21 protein-coding genes and 1 pseudogene are annotated in these 25,976 nt (G+C 69.1%); 19 read left to right on the forward strand and 3 right to left on the reverse strand.

What is annotated here, in order from left to right; genetic code table 11:
• Nucleotides 1–72: 72 nt before the first annotated feature.
• A complete protein-coding gene (locus tag ACSRUE_RS20790) occupies nt 73–1,857 on the reverse strand; it encodes an SUMF1/EgtB/PvdO family nonheme iron enzyme (RefSeq protein WP_441292499.1) in 1,785 nt (594 codons plus the stop codon).
• 102 nt (nt 1,858–1,959) lie between these two features.
• On the opposite strand from ACSRUE_RS20790, the gene ACSRUE_RS20795 reads away from it, so the two are divergent.
• The 18 genes and pseudogenes from ACSRUE_RS20795 (at nt 1,960) to ACSRUE_RS20880 (ending at nt 22,180) form a co-directional block, all read left to right on the forward strand.
• Complete coding sequence (locus ACSRUE_RS20795; RefSeq protein ID WP_441292500.1) at nt 1,960–2,745, forward strand: aldo/keto reductase; 786 nt, start codon at nt 1,960–1,962, stop codon at nt 2,743–2,745.
• 13 nt (nt 2,746–2,758) lie between these two features.
• A complete protein-coding gene (locus tag ACSRUE_RS20800) occupies nt 2,759–3,733 on the forward strand; it encodes a D-2-hydroxyacid dehydrogenase (protein WP_441292501.1) in 975 nt (324 codons plus the stop codon).
• Between the two features lie 599 nt (nt 3,734–4,332).
• Nucleotides 4,333–4,740, forward strand: coding sequence for a hypothetical protein (locus ACSRUE_RS20805; protein WP_441292502.1), 408 nt, complete (start codon nt 4,333–4,335; stop codon nt 4,738–4,740).
• Nucleotides 4,741–4,820: 80 nt separating this feature from the next.
• Entirely contained in the window at nt 4,821–5,825 is a 1,005-nt protein-coding gene (locus ACSRUE_RS20810; RefSeq protein ID WP_441292503.1) for a hypothetical protein, read from the forward strand.
• Nucleotides 5,826–5,834: 9 nt separating this feature from the next.
• Entirely contained in the window at nt 5,835–7,817 is a 1,983-nt protein-coding gene (locus tag ACSRUE_RS20815) for a tetratricopeptide repeat protein (RefSeq protein ID WP_441292504.1), read from the forward strand.
• Complete coding sequence (locus ACSRUE_RS20820) at nt 7,814–8,845, forward strand: sialate O-acetylesterase (protein ID WP_437765940.1); 1,032 nt, start codon at nt 7,814–7,816, stop codon at nt 8,843–8,845. Before ACSRUE_RS20815 ends, ACSRUE_RS20820 begins: the two co-directional genes overlap by 4 nt.
• Before the next feature lie 9 nt (nt 8,846–8,854).
• Entirely contained in the window at nt 8,855–10,312 is a 1,458-nt protein-coding gene (locus tag ACSRUE_RS20825) for an MBOAT family O-acyltransferase (protein ID WP_441292505.1), read from the forward strand.
• Between the two features lie 9 nt (nt 10,313–10,321).
• The gene (locus tag ACSRUE_RS20830; protein WP_441292506.1) at nt 10,322–11,629 is read left to right on the forward strand and encodes an alginate O-acetyltransferase AlgX-related protein; all 1,308 of its coding nucleotides are present in this window, start codon (nt 10,322–10,324) and stop codon (nt 11,627–11,629) included.
• 1 nt (nt 11,630) lies between these two features.
• Nucleotides 11,631–12,590 (forward strand): NAD-dependent epimerase/dehydratase family protein, encoded by a 960-nt coding sequence (locus ACSRUE_RS20835; RefSeq protein ID WP_441292507.1) that lies wholly within the window; start codon nt 11,631–11,633, stop codon nt 12,588–12,590.
• On the forward strand, nt 12,591–13,634 hold the full coding sequence (locus tag ACSRUE_RS20840) for a TolB family protein (RefSeq protein WP_441292508.1): 1,044 nt from the start codon (nt 12,591–12,593) through the stop codon (nt 13,632–13,634).
• Nucleotides 13,631–14,710, forward strand: a complete 1,080-nt coding sequence (locus ACSRUE_RS20845; RefSeq protein ID WP_441292509.1) for an NAD-dependent epimerase/dehydratase family protein — start codon at nt 13,631–13,633, stop codon at nt 14,708–14,710. Before ACSRUE_RS20840 ends, ACSRUE_RS20845 begins: the two co-directional genes overlap by 4 nt.
• Nucleotides 14,707–15,426 carry a glycosyltransferase family 2 protein gene (locus tag ACSRUE_RS20850; RefSeq protein ID WP_441292510.1) on the forward strand — a complete coding sequence of 240 codons (720 nt, stop codon included), beginning with the start codon at nt 14,707–14,709 and terminating at the stop codon, nt 15,424–15,426. Before ACSRUE_RS20845 ends, ACSRUE_RS20850 begins: the two co-directional genes overlap by 4 nt.
• On the forward strand, nt 15,413–17,458 hold the full coding sequence (locus tag ACSRUE_RS20855) for an alginate O-acetyltransferase AlgX-related protein (protein ID WP_441292511.1): 2,046 nt from the start codon (nt 15,413–15,415) through the stop codon (nt 17,456–17,458). The genes ACSRUE_RS20850 and ACSRUE_RS20855 overlap by 14 nt, the downstream gene beginning before the upstream one ends.
• Nucleotides 17,455–18,309 carry a transglutaminase family protein gene (locus ACSRUE_RS20860; RefSeq protein WP_441292512.1) on the forward strand — a complete coding sequence of 285 codons (855 nt, stop codon included), beginning with the start codon at nt 17,455–17,457 and terminating at the stop codon, nt 18,307–18,309. Before ACSRUE_RS20855 ends, ACSRUE_RS20860 begins: the two co-directional genes overlap by 4 nt.
• 237 nt (nt 18,310–18,546) lie before the next feature.
• Nucleotides 18,547–18,633 (forward strand): annotated as a pseudogene (locus ACSRUE_RS20865) (EGF domain-containing protein); the annotation flags it as partial.
• Nucleotides 18,634–18,639: 6 nt separating this feature from the next.
• Entirely contained in the window at nt 18,640–19,515 is an 876-nt protein-coding gene (locus ACSRUE_RS20870) for an FG-GAP-like repeat-containing protein (RefSeq protein WP_441292513.1), read from the forward strand.
• A gap of 338 nt (nt 19,516–19,853) precedes the next feature.
• Nucleotides 19,854–21,692 (forward strand): FG-GAP-like repeat-containing protein, encoded by a 1,839-nt coding sequence (locus ACSRUE_RS20875; RefSeq protein ID WP_441292514.1) that lies wholly within the window; start codon nt 19,854–19,856, stop codon nt 21,690–21,692.
• Nucleotides 21,693–21,826: 134 nt separating this feature from the next.
• Complete coding sequence (locus tag ACSRUE_RS20880) at nt 21,827–22,180, forward strand: hypothetical protein (protein WP_441292515.1); 354 nt, start codon at nt 21,827–21,829, stop codon at nt 22,178–22,180.
• 317 nt (nt 22,181–22,497) lie between these two features.
• Here the strand turns inward: ACSRUE_RS20880 and ACSRUE_RS20885 are convergent, their stop codons facing one another.
• Nucleotides 22,498–23,220, reverse strand: coding sequence for a hypothetical protein (locus ACSRUE_RS20885; RefSeq protein WP_441292516.1), 723 nt, complete (start codon nt 23,218–23,220; stop codon nt 22,498–22,500).
• Nucleotides 23,221–23,392: 172 nt separating this feature from the next.
• Nucleotides 23,393–24,601 carry a sigma-70 family RNA polymerase sigma factor gene (locus ACSRUE_RS20890; protein WP_441292517.1) on the reverse strand — a complete coding sequence of 403 codons (1,209 nt, stop codon included), beginning with the start codon at nt 24,599–24,601 and terminating at the stop codon, nt 23,393–23,395.
• 397 nt (nt 24,602–24,998) lie between these two features.
• Here ACSRUE_RS20890 and ACSRUE_RS20895 point away from each other — a divergent pair, with 397 nt between their 5' ends.
• Nucleotides 24,999–25,949 (forward strand): hypothetical protein, encoded by a 951-nt coding sequence (locus ACSRUE_RS20895; RefSeq protein ID WP_441292518.1) that lies wholly within the window; start codon nt 24,999–25,001, stop codon nt 25,947–25,949.
• The last annotated feature ends 27 nt before the right edge of the window (nt 25,950–25,976 follow it).

Here is a 25,976-nt window from a genome sequence, read left to right on the forward strand (position 1 = left end):
CCAGGCGCTCGTGCGCCGCGCGCCCGCGCCGAGCAGCCGCACGCGCGCCGAGCGGCCGCCGCGCCCGGACCCTCAGCTCGACGACGCCGTTCGCACGCAGCGGAAGCCGCCGCCGGCGAAGCGGTAGTGCGCCTCGAAGCTCGTGCGCGCCCAGGTGCGCAGCGACTGCGCGCCGTACATCCACGAGCCGCCGCGCATCACGAGCAGCGGCCGATCCGAGGGCCGCGTGTTGCGCGGGTTGTGGGAGGGGCCGTCCGCGTAGAAGTGCGGATCGTCGTAGTCCTCGCACCACTCCCACACGTTGCCGGCGAGGTCGAGGATGCCATACGGCGAGGCGCCCCCCGGCAGCGAGCCGACGGGCACCGTCCCGCCCTCGCGGTTGTCGTAGTTCGCGCGCGTGGGCCCGGGCTCGGCGCGCCCCCACGGGTATTTGCGGCCGTCGGCGCCGCGCGCGGCCTTCTCCCACTCGGCCTCGGTCGGCAGGCGCTTGCCGGCCCAGTTGGCGTAGGCCCGCGCGTCGTCCCACGACACGTACACCACGGGGTGCTCCTCGAGGCCCGCGGGGATCTCGCCGCGCCTGAAATGGGCGAGGAGCCGGCTCGCGTCGTCGTCGTCGGGGCGGTACCCGGTCACGTCGAGGAACGCCTTGAACTGGCGGTTCGTGACCGGCGTGCGATCCATGTAGAACGCGTCGACATGGACCTTCCTGCGCTGCTGCCCGCTCAGGAACGGCCCGCCGGGGACGAGGATCATCTGCTCGCCGGTCTTCTCGCGGACCGTCGGCGCGAGCTCGCGCCCGTCGGACGAGGGCCGCGACGGGGCGGGCGAGAACTCCGAGAGCGCCTCGTCGAGCCGCGCCCGGAACTCCGCGCACGACGCCGGCCTCCCCGCCGGGTCCTTCGAGAGCGCGTCGAGCACGAGCCGGTCGAGGGCCGGCGGGAGGTCGGGGCGCAGCGACGAGGGGGGCGCCGGCGCGTCGGCGACGTGGGCCATCATCACGGCGAAATGGTTGGGGCTGTCGAACGGCACCTGCCCTGTCGTCAGCTTGTAGAGCGTCACGCCGAGCGAGTAGATGTCCGAGCGCCGATCCGCCGCGTGGGGGCTCTTCACCTGCTCGGGCGACATGTAACAGCACGTCCCGAGGAACGCGCCGCTCAGCGTGTACGTCGTCCCCTCCAGGATCTTGGCGATGCCGAAGTCGACGATCTTGGGGGAGAGGCCGTCTTTCCCGGTCGTGACGAGGATGTTGTCGGGCTTGAGATCGCGGTGGATGATGCCCATGCGGTGCCCCTCGTCCATCGCGTCGAGGACGCCGCCGAACAGCGCGCGGATCTCCTGGAACGGGATGCGCCCGCGCCACCGCTCGAGGTGCCGCACCAGCGTCGACCCGTCGACGTACTCCATGACGATCGCGAGCAGGTGATCGCGCTCGACGAAATCGTAGACGGCGACCACGTTCTCGTGGCTCCAGGAGCGGAGCACCCGCGCTTCCCGCGCGAACCGCCGCCGGATCTCCGGGTTGCCGCAGAGGTTCGAGTGCAGGCATTTGACGGCCACGACGCGCTCGCGCGCCCGGTCGTAAGCGCGGTAGACGACGCCCATGCCGCCCTCGCCGAGCGTCGACTCGATGCGATAGACGCTGATCTCCGTCCCGGGCAGGAGCCGCACCGGCGGCAGCGGCAGGGAGGCCGGCGGCAGCCCGACGGCGCCGGGCTGCGTCGCGGGGAACGCCGTCGCGGCGAGGGCGGGGCTCGGATCCGGCGCGGTGACGAGCCGGCCGCACGAGGGGCAGAAGCGGGCGTTCTCCGGGAGCGGAGCGCTGCAGCCGGCGCACCGGGGAGGGGAGTCCTGGCCCATCGGTGGCCCAGGAGTCTCGCACACGTCGGGGCGATCGTGGGCGGCGAATGTGGGGCGCGCGGGAGCCGGTGACATCGACAGAGGTGAGGTAAGATCCGCCCCATGGACGACTGGCTCCACCGCGCGCCGACCGCCTTTCGCGGCAAGCGCATCTTCCGGCTCGGCCTCGCGGCGACCTACGGCATCGACGAGGGCGGGGTGCGCGCGGCGATGGACCGGGGGGTCAATCTCTTCCTCTGGACGATGCGCTCGGGCGGGCTCGGCAACCCGCTGCGCGAGGCGCTGCGGGGGCGCCGCGACAGCGTGGCGGTGGTCGGCTTCGCGCAGCCCGGCTGGTTCGGCTGGGGCGTGCGCAGGGGCGCCGAGAAGCTGCTCCGGGAGCTCGGGACCGACCACCTCGATGTCTACCTGCTCGGCTGGCTCGGCGTCGGGTCTGCCTGGACGAGCGCGACCGAGCGCGAGCTCGTTCACCTGCGCGAGAGCGGCAAGGTGCGGGCGCTCGGGGTGAGCATCCACGACCGCCCGCGGGCAGGCGGCCTGGCCGGGTCGTCGCCGCTCGACCTGCTCATGATCCGCTACAACGCCGCGCATCCCGGCGCGGAGCGTGACATCTTCCCGCACGTGCGCGACGCGAAGCCGAGCATCCTCGCCTACACGGCGACGGCGTGGCGCCGGCTGCTGAAGCGGCCGAAGGGCTGGGATCGCCCGGCGATGACGGCGGGCGACTGCTACCGATTTCAGCTCTCCAGCCCGCACGTGGATCTCGCGCTGACGGGGCCGAAGAGCCGGGCCGAGGTGGAGGCGAACCTCGACGCGCTCGCGAAGGGTCCGCTCACCGCCGACGAGGAGGCGTGGATGCGGGAGTTCGGGCGCGCCGTGCACGGGTGAGGGGGAGGTGTCGGTGGATCGGCTGATCATCGCGAGCACCGTTGTTCTACCGGCGGAGGCGGCGCGCTCGCTCTCGGAGGGCGTCGCTCCGCACGCGCTCGAGCTGGCCGCGACGCGCTCCGCGAAGAACCTCGCCGTCGTCGGGTCGGATCCGCTCGTCCTGGGCGCCGAGGTCGTCTTTGGCCAGCCGCACCCGGACGACGTGTGCGCGGCCCCGCGGCTCCGCTGGGTGCACCTCAGCACCGCGGGGTACGCCCGCTACGACGTGGCGGCCGTGCGCGCCGCGCTCGCCGCCCGCGGCGCCGCCCTGACGACGAGCAGCGGCGTTTACGCCGATCCCTGCGCGGAGCACGCGCTCGCGTTCCTGCTCTCGGCCTCGCGGCGGCTGCCGGAGTGCCTCGAGAACCAGCTCGGCCCGCGCGGCTGGCCCGACGCCTCCGTGCGGTCGAGGAGCGCGCTCCTGCGCGGCCGGCGGGTGCTCCTCCTCGGCTTCGGCGCCATCGGCCGCCGCCTCGCCGCGCTGCTCGCGCCGTTCGAGGTGGAGCTCTGCGTCCTGCGCGCCCGCCCCCGCGGCGACGAGCCTTTCCGCGTGGTCGCGCGGGAGGAGCTGGGCGACGCCTTCGCCTGGGCGGATCACGTGGTCTCGAGCCTGCCCGAGGCCGAGGGCACGCGGCGGCTGGTCTCGGCCGCGCTGCTCGCGCGGATGCGGCCGGACGCGTGGTTCTTCAACGTTGGCCGGGGCGCCACGGTGGACCAGGCCGCGCTGCTCGAGGCGCTCGAGGCGCGCCGCATCGCGGGCGCGTACCTCGACGTGACGGATCCCGAGCCGCTGCCGCCGGATCACCCGCTCTGGCGCGCTCCGGGCTGCGTCATCACGCCGCACACGGCCGGCGGGCGGCGCGAGGAGCCGATGGCGCAGGTGGAGCATTTCCTGGCGAACCTGCGTCGGTTCGAGCGGGGGGAGCCGCTCGTGGACAGGGTGATCTGAGGTGGCGGCGCGCGCCGGGCAGTGGGCGGCGCGTCACTCCAGCTGGATCTGAAGCCGAGGCAACGGGTCTCTGCTCGTCCCGCGTGAGTCGGATGTTCGCCGCTTGCTCTCCTCTGATGAACAGCTCGGCGAGATTAACATCCTTCTGGCGATCCATCTGGATGATCCGGAATCGACCGGAGAGGTCGGGAAGCGCCTTGGTGAACGAGCTGCAGAGCGGGTTGATCAGCCCGGGATGTTGTCGCGATGCGCCACGCGGCGTCGCCGAGAGCCTTATGCCGCAGGACTGTGCTCTTCCAGTACGGCGGTCCCCGGTCGGGTGAGCGACCAGCAACGTCGGTCGGCTCGCCGAGCGCGGAGAGGAGGCGGGCGATGCTGATTGGCTCGGTCACCATGGCGGCTCTCGCGCACCCCGCCGTGAATCACCAGCGGTAGTGCTGCCCTCACGGTGGAAAGATGCCGACAGCCTGGAGCGATCTCCGGCGTGGGTCGCTTGATTTCGAGGAACGGCCTTTGCCTTGTTGCAGGACCGACGTTTCTCGCCCTACTCTGCGACGATGATTCGTACAAGCCGACGCCACTTTGGTCGCCAAGCGTTCATGAGCATGCTGCTGCTCGCAATAGCCGGTGTCGAGCGGAGCGCCCGGGCGGACGCGGTAGAACCCCTGGAATTGACGGCAAAGCTCGTTGAAATTCCCTCCAAGATGCCCCCCGATGACCTGTACGATTACGCCTACGTGATGCGCTACCAGGTCCAGGGCGGGGCGCTCGACAAGCAGTTCATCCTTGTCGCGCACTACAAGCCGCTCGTGCCGCGCTCCAAGATCAAGGACAAAATGAAGGAGCAGGTCGGCGGAAAGCTGCGCAGCTTCAATCAGGGCGATGTCCACAAGATGAAAGTGAGGGCTGATCTGAAAGCCATCTGGAAAGGTGCACTCGTAGACGAATATGCCGCCACGGATCGCGGGAGCGTTCGCTACTGGTGCCTCCAAGTCGACCCGGCTTGACCTTGCGCTCGGGAGAGACTCGATTGAACTTCAGACGACTACGTGCCCCGAGCGCCTGGCTGGTAACATGTGGTTTGGCCGTGGTCGCCAGCTTTCCGTTCGTTGCGGCCGAGCGCGCGGCTCGGCAAAACGATGTGCGAGTGGCCCGCCTGGAGGCGACCCTCGGCGAGCGAGGCGACGCGCTCGCCGAGCTCGGACCAGCGCTGTCTTTACGAGTTTCACGGCTGGAAGGCCTGCTCTCGAGCTGGGAGACGATCGGCGGTTGCGGAGCCGGTAGCTCCACGGGTGCGGGGGGCGGCATCAAGTGGATCGGCCACAGCGTGACCGGGGGGCTATTTGAGCTGCAGACACTCGGCACGTACACGCATCTGCCCGACGGCTACAACCTCAGCCTCAGTCCTCAAGTCTCGCGTAATCTGAGCGAGAAATGGAATGTGGGGCTCGTGGTTCCGCTGCTCTACAAGTACTACCGCGACTACTACGGCCTGCCCGTGGACGTCTCGAACTCCGGCGTGGGTGACGTCGCGGGGTTCGTCACGCGGCGCTTCGGCGAGATCAACTCCACCAGCCTGACGTTGCAGCTCGGTGTCCCGACCGGCGTGCACGACGCCCAGTACAAGAAAGACTATCTCACGCAGGAAAAGCAGCTTGGCCTCGGCAAGGTGAGCGGCAGCATGACGCTCGACCATACGATCGACAAGACGTGGGGGCTGATCGTGCTGGGCGGCTCGTTCGGCTACCGCGGCGGGGAGAACGAGCTGGGCAACTACCGCGCACCGGCGGCCGCGCTCTACGGCTACTCGGGCTATTTCTGGGGGCCGTTGGTGCCGTCGCTCGGCCTGTCGCTGTCGCATTTCTTCGGTGCGGATCGCGACCGTGGGCTCGACCAGGAGGTGCAGCTGTGGGCAGTCACCGGCACGCTGGCCGTGGAGTGGTCGAACGCCTGGCTGGCGATCCTGGGGGGCGTGTCGCTGCCGCTCGGCTGGGACAAGCGCGGAGTCGTCGACGGCGCCGAGAGCAGCAGCCAGGGCGTGGGCCTGCAGCCGTGGACGGCAGGCATCGGCTTCACCGTCTCACCGTTCTGAGACGTGGTCATGTTGCCCGTCGCCGCCCTGCTCCGCCATCGCACGCCGCTGGTCGCGGCGTTGCTCGGCCTGGGTGCGGCCTCGACGGGGCTCGCGCCTTCGGCCGACGGTGACATCTGGTGGCACCTCGCGGCAGGTCGCGAAATGGTCGCTCGGCGTGGGCTCCTGTTCACCGATCCCTTCTCGGTCAGCGCGCAAGGGCGTGACTGGGTCGACGTGCACTGGCTCTTTCAGCTCGCGGTGTACGCGGTGCACCAGGCGGTCGGCCTCGTCGGGCTTGTCCTGGTCAAGTGCGCGCTGATCGGCCTGGGCGCGGGCTTCCTCTACTTCGCGCTCGAGGCGCGGCGCGGCTCCTGGGCGAGGGGGCTCCTCGTGCCGTCGCTGGTCGGCGCGCTTCTGGCGGCTCGCTCGCTCTTGCTCGTCCGGCCCGTGATAGGCACGCTCGTCCTGCTCGCGTTCTTCTTGTTCGCGCTCGAGCGCTATCGGCGCGACGGCCGGGTCCGGCACCTGCTGCTATTGCCCCTGGCGCAGCTGGTCTGGGCGAATTTCCAGGGCCTTTCGGCGCTTGGCCCCGCGGTGATCGCGGCGTACGCGGTGGCGGCGCTCGGCTGGGCGAGCTTTGGCCAGACGCGCGCGTGGCCATTTGCGCGCGAACACGCCGGTGCGCCGGCGCCGTGGGCGCGGGTACAGCGGCTGTTCGCGACGCTGGCGGGGTGTCTGCTGGCGACGTGTCTCACGCCGTTTGGCTTGCGCGGCGCAGCGTTACCGGCGCTGCTGCTCGGGCGCTTGTTGCCCGGCGAGCACCAGGTCTTCGCCCACGACGTGGCGGAGAACCTGCCGCCCTTCGAGCTCGAACGCCTGTCCGACGGCGAGTTCTGGCACTTCAAATGGTGTTTGGCCCTGCTCGCTCTGTCCGTGCTCCTGGCCGGGCGCCGCTTGAGGCTGAGCCATGCGCTGCTGCTGCTCGGCTTCGCGGGGCTGGCCTTGATGAGCAACCGCAACGTGCTCCTGCTGTACTGGGTCGGGGCGCCGATCTTCGCGGTCAACCTGGCCCCGGCGCTCCGGCGGCTTTGCGTCTCGAGCTTTCGCCGCGCGGGCGTGCGCGTGGCGGTGGGCCTCAACGCGGCGCTCCTGGGCGCGCTGCTGCTCGTCTCGGCGTCGGCGGCGGCGCGCGAGCCGCCGCTGGCGGAGCCGAGCCCGTTCCGGGTGCCGGCCGAAAGCGCTGTGCGCCTCGACGCGCTGCCCGGGGGCGACGTCTTCGCGGCCGATCATTACGGAGGCTACCTGATCTGGCGGCTCTATCCGCGGTTTCGGCCCTACATTGACACTCGGCTCGTGTTGCGCACCGCCGACGAGTTCGCCGAGTACCTGAGGCTGGCGGACGAGCCAGAGCGCTTCGAAGCTTTTCAGGCGCGTCACTCCTTCGCCTACGTGGTCTTGCCGGTGATGTTCCCCGAGCGCTACCAGCGCTTGATTGGCCACCTGTACGCGAGCGCCGATTGGAAGCTGCTCTACACGGACGGCTCGGAGGTGCTGTTTGCTCGCCGCGACCTCACGCCCGGCGTCGCGGAGCAGCCGTTCCGTGAAGCCAGCGAGACGGACCGCACCTTGGTCCAGCTGGGGCAGCGCTTCGCGGACTCCCCGAAGGTGCACGCCGCGGCACGCCTGAGCCTGGCCACGTTGCACGGCGTGCTCGGTCAGCTCGAGCAAGCGCAGCGTACGCTCGCGAGCCTCGACACGCCGCAGGCCCGAGCCCTCGAGGCGCGTCTTCGCTTTGCAGCGGGTGAGCTCGATGCCGCCGAGCGGCTCGCCCGGCAGAGCCTGGTTTCCCAGCACGACGACGTCGGGAGCCTGAATCTCATGGCGTTGATCGCCCTGCGAAGGGGCGAATCGGCGCAAGGCCTGGGCTTTCTACGGCGTGCCTTGCGCGTCCGGCCCTTCGACCCCGAAGCGACGCGGATTCTGGTGAACTTGGAGGAGAGTCGACGATGAAAACACTTCTCAACGTGGGCCTGTCCAGGTCTCGGTGGGCGCTCGTTTCCTTGTTCGCGCTGGTCGGCGGGCTCGCCTGCGGGGTCGTCGAGCACCCGCACGACACGCAGGCCGTCGGGACGGGTGACGACTTCGGGCCTCCGAGCGGCGCTGGAGGGGCGACCACCACGGGTGGAGCTTCGGTTGGCGGTGCCATGACCGCGGCGAGCGGGAGCGGTGGCGGCGGGAGCAGCGACGCGGGGTCCGGCGGTGGGCCGGCGCCTTCGGGCGTGACCATCAACCTCGGAGGCGTTGACGTCCCGAGGGAGCGCGCGATCGCCTTCATTCACATCGGCCACTCCAACATGGCCGGTCGCGCCACGAGGCCCCAGAGCTCACGCCCGTTCCATTTCACGGAGACCCATCCGCACGCCTTCATGTACCACCCCGGCTCGGCGCCGGAGCTCGCGATCGAGCCGAAGACCGCGGGTGACACCGCCGCCGGCGGGCCGGGTACGGCGCTGGTCAAGGAAGCCGCGATGCTCGCGCCCGACAACTATTTCATCTCGCTCGGGTTCGGGTGGCCCTCGGCCTACTGCTCCCAGTTCGTTCCGGGCGGCCTCTACTACGACCAGCTGATCGCCGCGCCGAAGGCCATCAAAGGGCGGGTGACCTTTGGCGGTATCTTCATCTACCTCGGGATCACCGAGCGACACGGCTCTGCCGCCGATCGCTCCGGCTTCCCCGAATGCATCAATACTCTCGTGACCGCCATTCGCAACGACGTCGGCGAGCCCACGCTGCCTGCGTTGATGAACGACTACGAGGTGGAGAGCTCGGGCGAGTTCGTGGTCGGCGGCGCCGTGGCGAACGCCATCCGTCCCGAGATCGAAAGGTGCCCGAGCGTGGTGTCGAACTTCGCGCTCGTCTCGGCCGAGGGCGTGGGCATGCAAGACGACCATCACTTCAATCTGGACGGCCATCGCACGTGGGTGCAACGAGCGCTCGCGACGATGAAGGACAAGGGCTGGCGCCCGTGGGCCCCGTGAGCCGCTGAGATGGTCTTTTCCAGCCATATCTTCCTGTTCTACTTCTTGCCGCTGGTACTGGCCGCGTACTACGCCCTGCCGGGCCGGGGCCGCACGGCCCTCATCGCCGTGTCGAGCTACGTATTTTACGGCTGGGCGAACCCGAGCTGGGCCGTGATCATGTTCTTCGGCTCGAGCGTCGACTACGTGTGCGGCCTCTTGCTCCTGAAGATGTCACGGCTGCCCGACGTCGACGGCTTACCGCCCGTGATTGGTCCCGAGGTCGTGCGGACCCGCCAGATGAAGCTGGTGCTGGCGACGTCCATCGTCACCAACCTCGGGCTGCTCGCGGCGTTCAAATACACGGGCTTCGTCGCCGAGAACATCAACGCGCTCGGCGCGCTCTTCGGCAGCTCGACGCAGATCGTGCCAGTCTTGCACGTCGTCTTGCCGGTGGGCATCTCCTTTTACACGTTCAAGGCGATGAGCTACGCCATCGACGTGTACCGCGGTGACGCCCGACCGATGCGGCGCTTCACCGACTACATGTGTTTCGAGGCGTTCTTCCCCGACTTGGTGGCGGGCCCCATCATCCGTTATGCGGCGATCGAGGAACAGATGCGCGTGCGCCAGCACACGCTCGAGAAGTTCGCGCGCGGCGTCGCGTTCTTCTCGCTGGGGATGGGCAAGAAGATCCTGCTGGCCAACCCGATGGGGCACATCGCCGACACGGCGTTCGCCGGTGGCGCCAAGCACTTCTACGACGCGTGGTTCGGGCTGGTCGCTTACGCGTTCCAGATTTACTTCGATTTCTCCGGCTACTCGGACATGGCCGTGGGCCTGGCGCTGATGCTCGGCTTCGTGCTGATCCAGAACTTCGACTCACCCTACAAGTCGCGCAGCATCACGGAGTTCTGGCGGCGCTGGCATATCAGCCTGTCCACGTGGCTGCGCGACTATCTGTACATCCCGCTCGGTGGCAACCGCAAAGGCCCCCTGCGCACGTACGCCAACTTGATGGTTGTCATGTTGCTCGGCGGGCTCTGGCACGGCGCCAGCTGGAACTTCGTGATCTGGGGCGGCATTCACGGCGGCATGCTCGCGGTCGAGCGCAGGCTCGGTAATGCTCATCCGCTGCGCCGCCTGCCGCCTGCTGTCGGCGTCGCCTTCACCTTCCTGATCGTGTGCTTGTCGTGGGTGTTCTTCCGCGCCAAGACGCTCGAGCAGGCGGTGACCTACCTGGGCTTGCTGTTCGGGCTCGCCGCCGTTTCGCCGGCGGCGGACGTCGTGGCGGGCGCGCTCCACCCGCGGTACTACGTGGGGCTATTCGCTCTGGCCGCGGTCGTGATCTTCGGCATGCCCAACAGCTGGGAGCTCACGAGGCGCCTGTCCTTGCCCCGTACCGCCTTCGTGGCGGCCACGATGGTGCTCGCGACGTTGATGATGTGGACTCAGACCATCAACCCGTTTCTGTACTTTCAGTTCTGAGGCCGCGCGATGCAAAGTACCCTGCCTCCCTCGTCCTCCGCCGTCGAACACCGTGGCGGTCCGACCGACCCCACAGGCGACGAGCAGCTGCGCCGCGGTATCATCGCGACCGACGTGAGTCGCGGCGCGGCCTGGCTGCTCACGCTGCTGTTTCTGGGGGCGATCTACGCTGTTCCGCTCGCGCAGGCTTACCTCGAGAAGCGCGAGGATGAGGAATCGCCTCTCGCGGATCTGGTGCGCCGCCCACCGACGGCCGAGAACCTGCGTCAGATCGAGAAGGGCATCGAGGATGCTTCGTACGCCAAGTCCTGGGTCCAGCCCCGCGTGCAGCTGCTGCTCACCCGTCTAGCTCGTGTGGGCAACAAGCTCGCGGTCGTCGGACACGGCGGCTGGCTCTATTACACGCCCGGTGTGCAGCACGTCGGCGGGCCCGGGTTCTTGGAGCCCGGGGTGCTGCGGGGCCGCGCCAGGGAAGCCCTCGACGCAGGCCAGGAGCCCATCCACCCGGATCCGCGACCCGCCATCTTCGCGTTCCAGCAAGCGCTCGCGCAACGCGGGATTCGCCTCGTGCTCCTGCCGATGCCGGACAAGGCTGGGATCGAGCCGGGTCCACTTCTCGGGCGTGATGGGCGCGTCGAAATGGCGCAGAACGTCGACTACGACCGCTTCCTGAGCGAGCTTCGAGCCGCCGGCGTGGCCGTGCTCGACGCGCGCCGCAGCGTGCCTGAGCCCCGTACCGAGCCGCTCTTCCTGGCTCAAGATACGCATTTTACGCCCGGCTACATGGAGCGCATCGCCGGCGACCTCGGCCAGCTCGTGATCGGGCTTGGGGTATTGCCAGAGCTGGCAGAGAAGCCCGTGCTGCGCGGTGTTCCGCAGCCGGCTTCGCGCGTCGGTGATCTGGTCGACATGCTCAAGCTGCCCGACGATCAGAGCCTGTTCGAAGCGGAGAGCGTGGTCGTGCGCCAGGTGCAGGACGCGGCCGGCACGCCCTGGGAGCCTGACGAGAGCGCCGACGTGCTCCTGCTCGGCGACAGCTTCACCAACATCTTCACGCTCGAGGGAATGGGCTGGGGCAACGCGTCCGGCCTGGCCCCGCACCTGGCCCTGGCGCTTGGTCGCCCCATCGACGTGATCGCGCAGAACGACGCCGGTGCCTTCGCCACGCGCCAAGCGCTCGCGCGCGAGCTGAACGCCGGCCAGGATCGCCTGGCGGGCAAGCGCGTGGTGGTCTGGGAGTTCGCTGCGCGCGAGCTGTCGGTCGGAGATTGGATTCCGCTGGATTTCCCGACTCCCAAGCCTGCGGGGGCTCCGTAGGATGCCGACAGCCCTGGTTACCGGCGCCGCCGGCGTGATGGGCGCCCGCTTGACGGCGCGGCTGCGCAAGGCGGGCTGGCAAGTGCGAGCGCTCGTGCTGCCCGGTGATCCGTTGCGAGCCCGCATGGATGCGCTGGGCTGCGACGTGCGCGAAGGCGAACTCAGGGATCCGAACACATTGGCCGGCGTGTGTCGCGGCGTCGACCTCGTCTACCACTTGGCAGCCATCATCATTACCCACGACCCCACGATGTTTCAGCGCGTCAACCGCGACGGCACGGCGCACCTCGTTGCGGAGGCGCGAAGAGCGGGGGTGCCGCACTTCGTGTACGTCTCGTCGGCCTCCGTCGTTTACCCCCGTCGCACGCGCTATGCCGAGTCCAAGCTCGAGGCCGAGCGTCTCGTCCAGGGCTCAGGGCTCACCTACACGATCGTGCGGCCCACGCTGGTTTACGAGCAGGGCGGCGGTCAGGAGCTCCTGATGTTCCTCGACTACTTGCGGCGGTTTCCGGTGGTGCCGTTCATCGGCGCCGGGGGCGCGCTCAAGAGGCCCGTTTGGGCCGAGGATGTCGTCGACGGCCTCGTGCGGCTCGCCAATGCGCCGATCGCGCACGGCAAGACCTACAACTTCAGCGGCGCGGAGGTGATCTCGATGCGCGAACTCGCGGAGCTGCTGCTGCTTCATCACGATCGGCCTCGGCCGTTCTTGCACCTGCCGGTGTGGGCGTGCCGGGCGCTGGCGGCCGTGCTCCCCGTGTTCATGAAGCGGCCCCCGCTCACCTCGAGCGCGATAGCCGGCATCGTCAACGACGCCGATCTCGACCCGACCGAAGCCATGAACGACCTCGGCTACGCGCCGCTCGGCGTGCGCGCCGGGTTGCGTCGCTGTTTCCCTTCACCCGCCGTCGAGGCGGCCACCCTCGCACCCCGCGCGAGTGAAGCTCGAGAAAGGACAAATTAGATGAGCCTGCGTTTCCCACTGCGGCAAATTGGTACTCTGTGCTGCTCGGCTGTGCTCGGATGCTCGGCCTTTTCGGGCGAGCCCCCGAAGGGCGCCGACGAAGCCCCGCCCGCGGAGGACGTCGCGCTGATGCGCGAGGTCGGCGAGAAGGCCAGCGGCACCATCGTCTGGTCGAGCTCCCGCGTGGGCAATCACGACCTGTTCACGATGAAGACCGACGGCTCGGACGTCAAGCAGATCACCAAGGGCGACGAGGTCGACTGGTTCCCGAGGTTCTCTCCGAGCGGCGAGCAGATCCTGTTCTGCCGCAGCAAACAAGGCTGGGTGAGCGAACGCGACGCCAACACCAGCGACAAATGGGACATCTACACGGTCAAGCCGGACGGCTCCGAGCCGAAGAAGGTCGTCGAGAGCGCGAGCTGGGGTAGCTGGATTTCGGAGGATGAGATCCTGTTCGTGCGCGGCACGAAGGTCTTTCGCAGCAAGGTCGGCAGCGGCGAAGAGACGCAGTTGATGGACAGCGAGGGCGTATCCGATCTGGACGGCGCCTTGCTGCAGCAGCCGGAGCTCTCGAGTGACGGCAAGTACCTCGCCATCACGCTGCGCGGCTCGAAGCGCGAAACCGGCATCTGGAACATCGCCAAGAAGGCCTGGACCCAGACCGGGCTGGGCTGCCAGGTGAACTGGACGCCGGATCAGACGGCCATCTACTGGGTTCACCCGACCGGGAACGGCGATAGCCGGGTGCTGCGCATGCCGATCGATGACGGCGCGCCGCCGAAGGACGTCGACCTCGACAAGCTCCAGTTCATGGACTTGCCGGGTCGCCGCTCGCACGAGTACTTCCCGCAGCTGTCGCGCGACGGCAAATGGATGGTCTGGGGCATCACCCAGCGCGGTCACGACCACGACACCGCCGACTACGAGATTTACCTGTGGGAGGTGGGAACGCCGCCCGAGAAGGCCGCGCGCCTCACCTTCAACTCGGCCAATGATCGCTGGCCCGACGTCTTCATTCCGTCCGCCGGGAGCGGCTCACCGTGAGGGAAACGCGCATCGCCGTGGTCGGCGCGGGCGGCTTCATCGGCTCGCACCTGGTGCCGGCTTTGCTTGAACGCTTTGCCTGCCAGGTCGACGCCGTCGACGTGGATTTGACCAAGCTCGAGTGCTGGGACCCGCGCGTACGGCGCATCGAGGCGCGCGTCGAGGCGCCGGGCCTCGTCGAGGACGTGACCGAGCGCTGTCAGGTCGTGATCTCGCTCACGGCGCTTTGCAACCCAGCCCAGTACTCGACCATCCCGCTGGAGGTCATCGACGCCAGCTTCACGCACCTGTTGCCGCTCGTGAAGCGCTGCGCGGAGCGCGCCGTGCGCTTGATTCATTTCTCGACCGCCGAGGTTTACGGGCGCACCGCGCTGGACGCGCAGGGGCTGCCGACCGCGCGCATGCACGAGGACGACTCGTGCTTCTTGCTCGGCCCGGTGGGGCGCGAGCGCTGGACGTACTCGTGCGCCAAGCAGCTGCTCGAGCGGGTGATCTGGGCGCACGGTCAGCACGGCGCGTTGCCGTTCACGATCATTCGGCCCTTCAACACCATCGGCGCGCGCATGGACTTCCTGCCCGGCATCGACGGGGAGGGGACACCCCGCGTGCTGGCCTGCTTCATGAGCGCGCTGCTGCGAGGGGAGCCTTTGCCGCTCGTGGGCGGCGGCGCGCAACGGCGGGCGTTCATGGACGTGAGCGACATGGTCGAAGCCGTGTGCCGCGTGCTCGAGCGGCCGAAGCAAAGTAGAGGTCAGATCTTCAACATCGGTAACCCGGACAATGACGTCAGTATCGCGGAGCTCGCTCGGCTGCTAGCGGACGCTTTCGCTGAGCGGTTGCCCGAGCGCGCGCCTGCCCAGTTTCGCGCGGTGTCGGCCGCCGAGTTCTATGGCCCCGGCTACGACGACACGCAGGAACGCATCCCCGACGTTCAGAAGGCGCAGCGACTGCTCGGTTGGAAGCCCCAGCGACGCCTGGCCACCTCCTTGCCGCCGATCGTGCACGACTACGTCGAGCGCTACGGCGTTCGCGTCGCGGCGGCATCCTCGCTCTCCCAGCTCGCGAGCTCCGCATGAAGGTGACGGTCGTCATCCCTGCGTACAACGCTGCCCGGCACATCGAGTCGGTGCTGGAGCGCGTCGGCGGCCTGGCCTCGTCGGGGCCCACCCACGTGGTGGTCGTCGACGATGGCAGTCGCGACGACACGGCCCGTCGGGTCGAGCGCTACAGCTCGTCGGCGTTTCGCCTCAGCTTGCTCCGGCGGCGCAGCAACGGCGGTTACGGTGCGGCGATGAAAGACGGTCTGGCCAAGGCTCGCGCCGATGCGCCGGAGCTGGTCGCCTGTATCCACGCCGACGGTCAGTATGCGCCCGAGGCCTTGCCTGGGCTGATCGGGGAGCTTTCGCGTCGCGGGCTCGATCTGCTGCAGGGCTCGCGCATCGCTGCGGGCACGGCCTTGCAGGGGGGTATGCCCCTCTACAAGTACATCGGCAATGCGCTGCTGAACCGCATCGAGAACCGGACGCTGTCGCTCTCGATGACTGACTACCACAGCGGCTACCTTCTCTATGGGCCGCGCGCGCTGGCGCTGCCGTTTCACGACTTGTCTGACAGCTTCGATTTCGATCTGGAGGTCATCGCCTCGGCGCGGGCACGTGGGCTTTCGGTCGGCGAGGCGCCGGTGCCCACGCACTACGGGGACGAGGTCTCGCACCTGAACCCGCTGACGTACGGGCTCCGGGTGCTTCGAGTGATGTGGAACTATCGTCGAGGTCGCTATGACGCAGCGTAAGCGCGCACTCGGGGTTTGGGGCTTGCTCGCCGCCGCATCGGCGGTTGGCATCGTCGCTTGTCACGCCGGGTCTACGAAATTTCCCTGGGGTGATGCGAGGGCGGGCACGCGCGTCGAACACGCTCACGTCCATACGCTGAACGAAGGCTATGCGCGAACGCGCTCGCAGGTCTGGGTGCGTGAGGTGGCACGCCCGACGCGCGCCGCGCTGGACTACGCCGCGTATCACAGCAACTTCATGATCGCCGACCCGGAGCCAGAGACGCCCATGTCGGCGGCGGGCACGCCCGATACCTCGCACGCGTTCGCGGGGCAGCTCGACCAGGGAAGCCTGACGAGCGATCTCGCGAAGACGCCGCTCTCGCCGGTCGAGCAGCGGCAAGCGCTGGCCTTCGCGCCGCTGTCGGAGTTCTTGCAAGCGCGCAAGGTCGCGGGGGCCGAAGCGCTGGCCGAGGTTGGCTCAGCCGTGCGCAGCGAGCGGTGGGGCCTGCAGTTGCCGCCCGGCACCTCCGGCCAGCTCCTGAGCGAGGTGTTCGTTCATCAGGCCGCGTCGGGCGCGATGGAGCTGTGGGCCAAGGTGGAGTTTCAGCCTTGGTTCAAGCCTTTTGCGGGCTCCGCCGATCAGGACGGGGACGGCTTTCCCGAGCTCTATGGCCGAGTGGCGCCTGGCGTCGTCACTCCCGCGCTTGTGGCTGCGATTCAGAAGGACTACGTGGATCCAGTGCTGTCGCCGAGCGAGGTGAAGGCCTGGGCGAACCAGCTCTCGTCGTACTGGTACCCGTCCTTCAACACCGATCTCATGCCGGTGGGACCGAGCTTTCCGGACGCGCAGACCGAGCCCTACATCAAGCAAGAGCTGGGCGGGCGCGCCTTTCCGGCGCCGACCATCGTGCTGCGCGGCAAGCCGCAAGGCAAAGCCACGTACAACGTCTTTCTGGTGCGTGGCGAAGGCGCGGAGCCCGCGGCCGCTGCGCCCGCGAAGCCGGCGCTTCGGCTGAGCAAGACACGTCCGTCGCCGAATCCCGCGCCGGGGCTCGAGACGGTGCAGCGCGAGCTGGCCCAGGCGGGCGGCTCATGGCCGACGTGGATGGCCAAGCTCAGGCCGACCCATGACGCCCTGAAGAAGCGGCTGAAAGGCATGCCGCCGAAGGTCAAGGCGCTGGCTGGGCGAGATGGCTTTCTGTTCTACCGCAACGACCTCGAATACGTCAGCGGTGGTGATCTCGAGCAGCAACGCAAGGGAAAGAACCCGCTACCGGTGATCCTCGAGTTCAAGAAGCTGCTCGACGAGCAAGGGGTCGACTTCTTGTTCGTGCCGGTCCCGACGAAGCTCGAGGTGTATCCGGAGAAGCTGGACCCCGCTTTCACGGCGCTCTCGGGTCAGGTCATCAATCCGGCTTTCCGCAAGCTGATCGAAAGGCTCAGCAAGGAAGGCGTGGAGATCGTCGACCTGCTGCCGGCATTCCTGCAGGCAAAGGGCACGAGCGCAGCGGAGCCGTTTCTGTTCCAGCGCCAGGACACGCACTGGACGGACCGTGGGCTGCGCTTGGCCGCAGACCTCTTGGCCGCCCGCGTGAAGAAGTACCCCTGGTACGCCGAGCTCGCCAAGCAGAAGCGCGCTTACGACCTGCGCGAAACCAGCTTCACCCGTTTCGGCGATCTGCATTCGCGACTGCCGGAAGCTGAGCAGAAAAAATACGCGCCCGAGACGCTCGTGGCGCACCGGGTCGTCGCCGACGGCAAGCCGTACGACGACGACCCGGATAGCCCGGTCGTGCTCCTGGGCGACAGTTTCACCGCCGTCTATGAGCTGACGGACGCCGAGCACGCCGGCGTCTCGGCGCACCTCGCGCGTGGCATCGCGTATCCGCTCGACTTGGTCATGAGCTACGGCGGCGGCCCCAACGTCCGGCAAAAGTTACTGCGCCGCAGCGTCGAGGCGCTCGGCACGAAGAAGCTGGTCATCTGGATGATGACGGCGCGTGATCTCTACAACTACTGGGAAGACTGGGAGCCGCTGAAGAAGCCATGAAGCGCCGCTCGCTCCTGCTCTTGCTCGTGGGCAGCGGCTGCTCACGCGTTCCGCGTCGAGAGCTTGCGTTCGGCCGCGCCCTGATCGGCCTGGCCCGTGACGCCGCGTTTGTCGACGAGGGCCAGGTGACCTGGAGCCTGACGGAGCTTTCGCGTCTCGTCGACGAGGCGGAGAGCGCGCTCGCTTCGTCGCCCCAGCGCTCACCTGCTACGGTGTTGAGTGAGCTCTTGTTCGGTCGTTGGAGCTTCGTGCGCGAGGTGGCCGACACGAATCTGGCCTTCGTGTGCCTGCCCGGCGTGCTGGAGCGCCGCCGCGGAAGCTGCGTTGGCCTTGGTACCTTGTTTCTCGCGCTGGCTGACGCGCTCGGCTGTTCGGCGTCCGGGGTGATGATGCCTGGGCACTTCTACGTGCGGGTGCAGGAGCAGGGCGGCGCGCGCAACGTGGAGCTACTGCGCGCCGGTGAGGCGATGCCGGACGCGTGGTACGGCCAGCGTTTTCCGGTACCGGGCGGCTCGGCGCGCGAATACGCGCGTCCACTCAGCCAATCCGAGGTGCTGGGCGTCGTCGAATACAACGTCGGCAACGAACGGCGCCGGCAGCTACGGCTGACCGAAGCGCGAGCAGCCTTCATCCGCGCCACCGGCTTCTTTCCGGAGCTGTCCGAGGCCCACGCCAGCCTTGGCGCCGTCGAACAGCTGCTCGGTAATCTCGAGAGCGCGGAGGCAAGCTACCGTCGCGCTTGCAACGCCAATCCGCACTTGCCAGGCATCGAGCAGAACCTTTCGCTCTTGGCAGCGGAGCGCACGACCGCGACGACTCCGCGGGCGTGCCCGCTGCCGCCGAGCTACTGATTGGCGAGGGAATCTCGCCAGGGCGTGTCGGCAAAGCTGCTCGCGCCCCGAATCGTCGCTCGCCCTCCCTCGAGCTCCTCAAGGGTAGCCGCTCCGCAGACCACGTCTTTTCGCTGGCCAGATTCGGTTGCACGCTACATGACGTCAGATGAGAGCTGTGCCCTAGCGTATTCCGGGCCGACGTGACGGCCGATTCCGAGCGCACGTGACGGCTCGTTCCGAAGGGACGAGTGCGCCCTGGGCACCGACAGCTGCGGCGCGAACGCCGCGTGCACCAACACGGCGGGCTCGTTCACCTGCGCCTGCGACGCGGGCTACTCAGGCGACGGCGTGACGTGCACGGACGTCGACGAGTGCGCCGCCGCTACGGCCAACTGCGACGTGAACGCGACGTGCACCAACACGGCGGGCTCGTTCACCTGCGCCTGCAACGTGGGCTACTCCGGCGACGGCGCCACGTGCACGGAGATCGACGAGTGCGCGTCCAACCCGTGCCAGAACGACGGGACCTGCACCGACGGCCTTAACAGCTACACCTGTGAGTGCTTGCCCACCTACGAGGGGACCCCCCCCGGCGGCGGCAGCTTCGGCGCGCCCACGCTCATCTCCATCGCGGGCACCGGGGGCGTGCAGTCGAGCATCGCCTGCCGCGATCTGAACGGCGACGGCTCGTCCGATCTCGTGGTGACGAGCTCCGGCTCCGCACGCCTGTCGATCCTCCTCAACCAGGGCAACGGCTCGTTCGCCGCGCCGGTCGCCTACACCAACGCCGTCAATGGCCAGACGGCGGGCATCGCCTTCGGTGACGCCGACGGCGACGGCAAGCTCGACATCCTCTCGAACGGCGCGGCCGGCCGGTACCTCTTCTTCTTCAGAGGGAACGGCGACGGCACGTTCGCGAGCGGCGTTCAGTCCACCGCCGCGCCGACCACGAGCGCCAACTCGGCGCTGGGGGTCGTGGCCAGTGATTTCAACGGCGATGGCAAGCTCGACGCCTACATCCTGGTCACCACGTCATCGGGCGGCGTCCGCCCGATGACCGGCAACGGCAACGGGACCTTCGTCGCTGGCCCGGTCGTCCCGACCGGCACCTCGCCCGGGCCCAACGCCATCGCCGCCGCGGACCTGGATGCCGATGGATACGACGATCTCATCCTGACCAACAGGGGATCCGGCACCCTCACCGTGATCCCCAACGGACTCTGACCCGCCTTTTCGCCCTTTTTGGGTTTACGTGGCTCGCCTGGTTGGAGCATCCTACGTGAGCTGAAAACTCTCCATCGACGGAGGATCGTACGCAGTCGTTTCGCACGATGAGGGGCGCGCTCTGCAGCTGAGGCATTCAGGCAGCAGCAGTAGCAGGAGCAGCGGAGCGCGCCTGGACCCGGGGGGCTGCTCGTGCTTGATGCCGTGATGTGCGCGGTACCGGGCAAACGGGCCCGATGAGGTGGTGTACGCTGATTTTCGCGCGAGCTCAGCGCGGGATCCGGTGGCTCGCGCGGCACCCCCCCCCCGGGGCTTCAACAACAAACAGAGGACAAACCATGAGCTATCGCAAGAGCTCTCTTTTCAGCTGTCTGGCGATCCCGGCATTCTCCAGCCTGCTGTTCGCGAGCTGCACCAGCGCCGGCCCCTCCGTGGCCGACGGCGATGACAACGAGGACGCGGGCGGCCAGGGCTGCCTGGCCGTGAACGCGCCATGCGACCCCACGGTGCCGTGCTGCGACGGCCTCACCTGCCAGAGCGGCACATGCACCGATGTGAACGAGTGCGCCCTGGGCACCGACAGCTGCGACGCGAACGCTACATGCATCGATGCGTCGGGCTCCTTCACCTGCGCTTGCGACGCAGGGTACTCCGGCGACGGCGTGACCTGCACCAACATCGACGAGTGCGCCGAGAGCCCATGCCAGAACGGCGGGACCTGCATCGACGGCATCAACAGCTACACCTGCGCGTGCTTGCCCGGCTTCACCGGCGACAACTGCGAGACCGCCATCGACGAGTGCGCCGAAAGCCCGTGCCAGAACGGCGGGACCTGCGTCGACGGCCTTAACAGCTACACCTGTGAGTGCTTGCCCACCTACGAGGGGACCCGCTGCGAGGTGTGCGAAGGCAGCCTCGCGGACTGCAACGGGCTCACGTCCGACGGCTGCGAGGTGAACCTCCAGAGCGACGCCTCCCACTGCAACGCCTGCAACAGCGCGTGCACGGCGGGTCAAATCTGCTCGAACGGTGGCTGCCAGGATCCGCCCTCCGCCCAGGTCCCCGGCACACCGATCGACGTTTCCGCGCCCCACAACCCGCTGGCTCCCGCGGTCGCCGATGTGAATAACGACGGTGAGCTCGACATCCTGGTGGCCAACGCCGAATCCGGGTCGTCGACGACCCCCTCCGGGTCGCTCTCCGTGTTTCACGGCAACGGCGACGCGACCGTCCAGCCGGAGCTCTACGCCACGGGCGCCCCGCTCTCCAGCAACGCGGTCGTGGCGGTGGACGTGGACGGCGACGGGTGGCTCGACGCCGTCACCGTCGACGGCCAGACCAACCTGCCCACCAGCAACGGGAGCATCAGCGTCTACCGAAACCGTGGCCCGAGCGCGCCCGGAACCTTCGGCGCGCCGACGAGCTTCACCACCGGAACCCCGGGCTCCGTCCACCTCTGCGCCGCGGACTTCGATCTCGACGGGGTGGCCGACATCGCCACCACCAGCGTGGCCCTGAGTCAGGTGAGCGTGATCATGGGCACCGGCGGGGGCAGCTTCGGCGCGCCCACGCTCATCTCCATCGCGAGCACCGGGGGCGTGCAGTCGAGCATCGCCTGCCGCGATCTGAACGGCGACGGCTCCTCCGATCTCGTGGTGACGAGCCCCGGCTCCGCGCGCCTGTCGATCCTCCTCAACCAGGGCAACGGCTCGTTCGCCGCGCCGGTCGCCTACACCAACGCCGTCAACGGCCAGACGGCGGGCATCGCCTTCGGTGACGCCGACGGCGACGGCAAGCTCGACATCCTCTCGAACGGCGCGGCCGGCCGGTACCTCTTCTTCTTCAGAGGGAACGGCGACGGCACTGTCGCGAGCGGCGTTGCGTCCACCGCGTCGTCCAGCGCGATCGCCAACTCGGCGCTGGGGGTCGTGGCCAGTGATTTCAACGGTGACGGCAAGCTCGACGCCTACATCCTGGTCACCACGTCCTCGGGCGGCGTCCGCCCGATGACCGGCAACGGCAACGGGACCTTCACCGCGGGCCCGGTCGTCCCGACCGGCACCTCGCCCGGCCCCAACGCCATCGCCGTCGCGGACCTGGATGCCGATGGGTACGACGATCTCATCCTGACCAACACGGGATCCGGCACCCTCACCGTGATCCCCAACGGACTCTGACCCGCCTTCTCGCCCTCACGCTGCGTGCCGTCCGGGAAGTCTACTGACGAGACCGGCCGGACTGGCACGCAGCGCTCCCCGAAGCTCGACGGAGCGACTCACTGTCTCCCCCCTCCCGCAGGCACGTGATCGGGGTGGCGCCGGGATCGAGCGGGTCGACGCCCGCGGCGGAGATCTTGCCCTGGCAGCTCGCCGTGAACGTCTCCCTGTCAGGAGCGAACACAAGGACATCGTCGACGGCGGCGATCCCGGAGAACGCGGGCGCTGCGCCGGTCAGATCGAAGTTGATAGCCTGGAGCGCGCTCGACCGCGCCGTCGACCTGGTCCGCCTCGGCCGCTTCGTCGACGCCCGCGTCGCCGCCTGCGAGCTCGCCGCCATCCTGCCCGCAGCCGGGCGGGATCCCCGGGCCGTTGTCAGCCGACTGACAGCGGACCAGAGCCTGGTCGACGACCTCGTGGAGGCGCTCGCGCTCGCAGGGCTCGGTTGAGGGGGAGACGGCGGCGGAGGAGCGCTGCGACCGCATGCGCCGGTGCGGCGCGCCCTTGCCGAGGCCTTCGCTTGCCTCGAGATCGCGTTCCCTGGCGCGCAGTCACTTGCTTCAAGGCTTGAAACGCCCGACTCGGTCGTCGAGCTGGCGATTTCAAGCCTTGAAACGGCTCACTCGGCCGCGGAGTCGGCCGTCTCAAGCCTTGAAGCGGCCCGCTGGGCCCGCCGAGTCGACCGTCTCAAGCCTTGAAACGGCCAACTCGGCGACCGAGTCGCCCGCTGCAAGGCTTGCATCAAGCCTTGCAGCGGGCCGCGGGCTCACGCGTCCGGCGAGGCCCCCGGCTGGGCGGACGGCGCGGCCGGCTGGCCGGGGGGAATGGCGTCGCTGACGCCGGTCGTGCGGTGGACCTCGGCGAGATCGTCGAAGATGAGCGGCAGGAGCTCGGGCTTGCCCAGGTGGGCGAGCAGCCCGCGCACGAGGCTCTTGTTCGCGTTGTAGACACCCAGCCAGGCCTCGCGCGCGGTCGACACCTCGGGGCCGAGCTCGACGCGCTCGACGCGCATGGCGCGCTGCTGCCGCTCGAGGATCCCGAGCTTCTCGTGCACCTCCCTGAGCTCGGTCAGCCATACGTCCGCGCCCCGGACCTTCTCGCGCTGCCTCTCGAGCTCGTCGGCGATGTGCCCGACGGCGGCGGTGAGCTTGGTGATCCGCCGGCGCGCGAGGACGCTCGGCATCTCGCCGCGGAAGAACAGCCTTGGATCGACCGGCCTCCCCTTGAGCGAGTCGAGGTACGAACCGAACCGCACGATCACGTCGCGCGCCTCGTCGAGCACCTCGGCGCTGTCGAGCTCCGGCGCCGGCTTGGGCTGGCGATCGAGGAGCTCGGACATCGCCTGATCGGCGAGGAGCTGCTTGCCCATCGCGAACTCGACCATGCCGTCGAGGGCAGCGACCTTGCCCATCAGGACCGCGGCCATCTGCTCGCGCGCGAACTTGCCGTAAATCTTCGTCTCGAAAGGATCGATATAGGGGTCTGCCACAGGCGCCTCCTTGGGTTGAGCGAAACGCGCTGATGCTGGCAGGCGGCGAGGGGGCATGGCAATGGCTCATGGCCTCATCGGGGCGGAATGGCACGAATCGGACGCTCTGCGGGGCCGACTGCGCCGGGGCGCGGGCTGCTGCTCCCTGTCTCCCTGTCTCCCTGTCTCCCTGTCAATTGCGGCGCGGCTTTGCCTGCAGCCGTCGCATGAGCTCCTCGCGGTCTCTCGCGTAAGCGCCTCGCGGGAAGTCGCGCCGGTGTCGCTCGAGCAGGAGCCGCACGGCGTCGTGGCGACCGGCGGCGAGCGCCGCGAAGGCCTGCCGGATCAGCCGGGCCTCGGACGAGGGCAACTGGATGCCTTCGCCCCGGCGAGGGCCGGGCGGGTATCGCGGCCTCGGCGGGTCGCGGCGCGCGGTCGTGAGGGCGCCGCTCACCTCGCCTTGGGCCCGCTCCTCCGAGGGCACCTCCGGGCCCGCGGGGACGGCGCTGTCGCGCTGAGCGGGCCATGCGGCCTGCGGGGAGCGAAGCGCGACCGCATGGGCGCTCGGCTGAGCGGGCCATGCGGCCTGCGGGGAGCGAAGCGCGACCGCATGGGCGCTCGGCGGCGGGATCTCGCCGCGCCCGCCGGGGGCCAGCAGGGCGAGCGCGCCCGCCACGACGCCGGCCGCGGTGCTGGCCGTCGATCGGCGGACGGCATGTGTGGGTGCCAGCGACGTGTTCCACGAGCTCGCCGCGGGGCGGGCCACGCCGTGAGACGGCGCGCGCCGGAAGGCGCGGCGAGCCCGGTCGAGCAGCCGCCGCAGCCGGCCTCCCTGGAGCGGCCCCGAGGAGGCGCGCGCTTCGGTCGCGCCGAACGCGAAGGCGAGCGGCGCAATCAGGGCGCCGCGGCCGCGCCTCCGCGCTTGCCAGCGCCGCGCGGCGGCGTCGAGGCTCAGCCGCGCGAGCCGGAGGTCGTTCCACACGGTATTGCGCGGCATCGCGAGCTCCTCGGCGATGTCCTGGACCGCCTCCTCCTGGAGGTCGTGCGCGACGAGGATCGCGCGGCGCCGCGGGGGGACCTCCTGGAGCAGATCCGCGAGGATGTCGCTCTGTTCCGCCTCGATGAGCCGTGTCTCGGAATCCGGCGCTCGGCTGGAGAGGCCTTCCAGCGCCTCCTCCGGCCACAGCTCTTCGTGCCGGCGATGGGCGCGATTGCGCTCGTTGGAAGTCAGGTTGAACGCGATCCGCAGGAGCCAGGTGCGCACGGTGGCGATGCGGGGATCGTACCGGGGCAGCGACCGCGAGGCGCCGTGGAAGATCTCCTGGACCAGGTCGTCCCGATCCGCGCCGTGGAAGCCCTGGCGCTCCACGTAGCGTCGGACCGTCTCCAGATGCTCGGCCATGATCGCCTCGATGGTGAGCGGTGCTTCCTTGGCGGTGCTGTCGGTTTTGCGAGATGATTTCCCCATGCCTGCGTAGTTACCTGGCGAGCTCGTTCGACATTTGAAAATCGGCATGTCGGGCTGAGCCGAGGCAGGCCTGTGGCGTGAGCGCTCGGCGCGCCGCGCAGCAGGGCGAGCATTCTCGCGGCGCGACCCGAATTGCCTGACGGTCGAGTCGATTCCGTCACTTTCTCCGGACCAAGGCGGCTTGACCGAAAAGAGAGTCGACGCGTAGTATGCCGCGGAGATGGCGTCCACAGGACGGTTGCTTCTCGCGGTGGTCGCCGCAGCTGTCGTGTGGAGTCGCGCGGCGGTGGCCGCCGGGGAGGAGCCTTCTGCTGGACCGTCCGGAGCGGCCATGATGCGCTCCGAGGCCGAGGAGGCGTTCGCGCGGGGCGAGAAGGCGCGGCGCGCGGGGCGGTGGCAGGACGCGGAGGCGGCGTACCGCGCGGCGTGGAAGGCGGATCCGCGGCCGGAGTTCGCGGGGGAGCTCGGGCTTTCGGAGCTCGCGCTGGGGCGGCCCCGGGACGCGGCGGAGCACCTGCGGGAGTCGCTGGTGTATCCGGAGACGCTCCAGCCGGCGGCGCAGCGGCGCTTCCGGGCGGGGCTCGAGAAGGCGGAGCGCGAGGTCTCGTTCGCGACCGTCGCGGTGAGCCGGCCCGAGGCCGAGGTGTTCATCGACGGCCAGTCGATCGGCCGTGGACAGGGGATGTACTTCGTCTATCTCGATCCGGGGCGGCACGAGGCGCGTGGCACGCTCGAGGGGTATGTCGATGACGTCTATCCGTTCGAGGCGGAGCGGGGGAGGGAGTCGATGGTCGGCCTTCACCTGGAGCCCAAGCCCCCGCCGCCGGCTGCGCCCCCGCCGGTTGCATCTGCGTCGATTGTGGCGCCGGTCGCGCCTGCGCCGGCCGCGACGCCCGGGGGGCCGTCGGCGGGAACGGTGTTCCGCGTCGGCGGGATCGCGCTCGCGTCGGCCGGGATTGCGCTGGGCACGGGCTTCGTCGTGGCAGCGGCGGTGCGCGACGGGGACGCGGAGGCGCAGGCCGCCCAGATCCGCGAGCGCAACGGGGCGGCGGCGTGCTTGTCCAAGGCATACGCCGAGCCGTGCGGTGTGCTGCGCGAGATGATCGACGCGCGCGACACCCTGAAGGCCGCCGCATGGGGGAGCTTCATCGGCGCCGGCGTCGCCGGCGCGGTCGCGCTCTCGTCGCTCCTGTGGGCGCCGGAGCCGGGAAAGCGCGCCGTGCGCGCGGCGCCGTTCGCGGCTGCGCATGGCGGGGGCGTGATCTTCTCCGGCAGCTGGTGAGGCTGCGCCGGAGCCGGAAGGAGCGGT

Origin of the sequence: Sorangium sp. KYC3313, from assembly GCF_052075895.1 — a bacterium.
GTDB lineage: Bacteria > Myxococcota_A > Polyangia > Polyangiales > Polyangiaceae > Sorangium > Sorangium cellulosum_B.

What these genes read in the sequence shown, in the direction of transcription:
- ACSRUE_RS20820 (WP_437765940.1), top strand. Translation starts at nt 7,814, where the DNA reads ATGAAAACACTTCTCAACGTGGGCCTGTCCAGGTCTCGGTGGGCGCTC.
- ACSRUE_RS20890 (WP_441292517.1), bottom strand. Translation starts at nt 24,601, where the DNA reads ATGGCCGAGCATCTGGAGACGGTCCGACGCTACGTGGAGCGCCAGGGC.
- ACSRUE_RS20855 (WP_441292511.1), top strand. Translation starts at nt 15,413, where the DNA reads ATGACGCAGCGTAAGCGCGCACTCGGGGTTTGGGGCTTGCTCGCCGCC.
- ACSRUE_RS20830 (WP_441292506.1), top strand. Translation starts at nt 10,322, where the DNA reads ATGCAAAGTACCCTGCCTCCCTCGTCCTCCGCCGTCGAACACCGTGGC.
- ACSRUE_RS20805 (WP_441292502.1), top strand. Translation starts at nt 4,333, where the DNA reads ATGAGCATGCTGCTGCTCGCAATAGCCGGTGTCGAGCGGAGCGCCCGG.
- ACSRUE_RS20860 (WP_441292512.1), top strand. Translation starts at nt 17,455, where the DNA reads ATGAAGCGCCGCTCGCTCCTGCTCTTGCTCGTGGGCAGCGGCTGCTCA.
- ACSRUE_RS20895 (WP_441292518.1), top strand. Translation starts at nt 24,999, where the DNA reads ATGATGCGCTCCGAGGCCGAGGAGGCGTTCGCGCGGGGCGAGAAGGCG.
- ACSRUE_RS20840 (WP_441292508.1), top strand. Translation starts at nt 12,591, where the DNA reads ATGAGCCTGCGTTTCCCACTGCGGCAAATTGGTACTCTGTGCTGCTCG.
- ACSRUE_RS20790 (WP_441292499.1), bottom strand. Translation starts at nt 1,857, where the DNA reads ATGGGCCAGGACTCCCCTCCCCGGTGCGCCGGCTGCAGCGCTCCGCTC.
- ACSRUE_RS20815 (WP_441292504.1), top strand. Translation starts at nt 5,835, where the DNA reads ATGTTGCCCGTCGCCGCCCTGCTCCGCCATCGCACGCCGCTGGTCGCG.
- ACSRUE_RS20795 (WP_441292500.1), top strand. Translation starts at nt 1,960, where the DNA reads ATGGACGACTGGCTCCACCGCGCGCCGACCGCCTTTCGCGGCAAGCGC.
- ACSRUE_RS20850 (WP_441292510.1), top strand. Translation starts at nt 14,707, where the DNA reads ATGAAGGTGACGGTCGTCATCCCTGCGTACAACGCTGCCCGGCACATC.
- ACSRUE_RS20875 (WP_441292514.1), top strand. Translation starts at nt 19,854, where the DNA reads ATGAGCTATCGCAAGAGCTCTCTTTTCAGCTGTCTGGCGATCCCGGCA.
- ACSRUE_RS20835 (WP_441292507.1), top strand. Translation starts at nt 11,631, where the DNA reads ATGCCGACAGCCCTGGTTACCGGCGCCGCCGGCGTGATGGGCGCCCGC.
- ACSRUE_RS20825 (WP_441292505.1), top strand. Translation starts at nt 8,855, where the DNA reads ATGGTCTTTTCCAGCCATATCTTCCTGTTCTACTTCTTGCCGCTGGTA.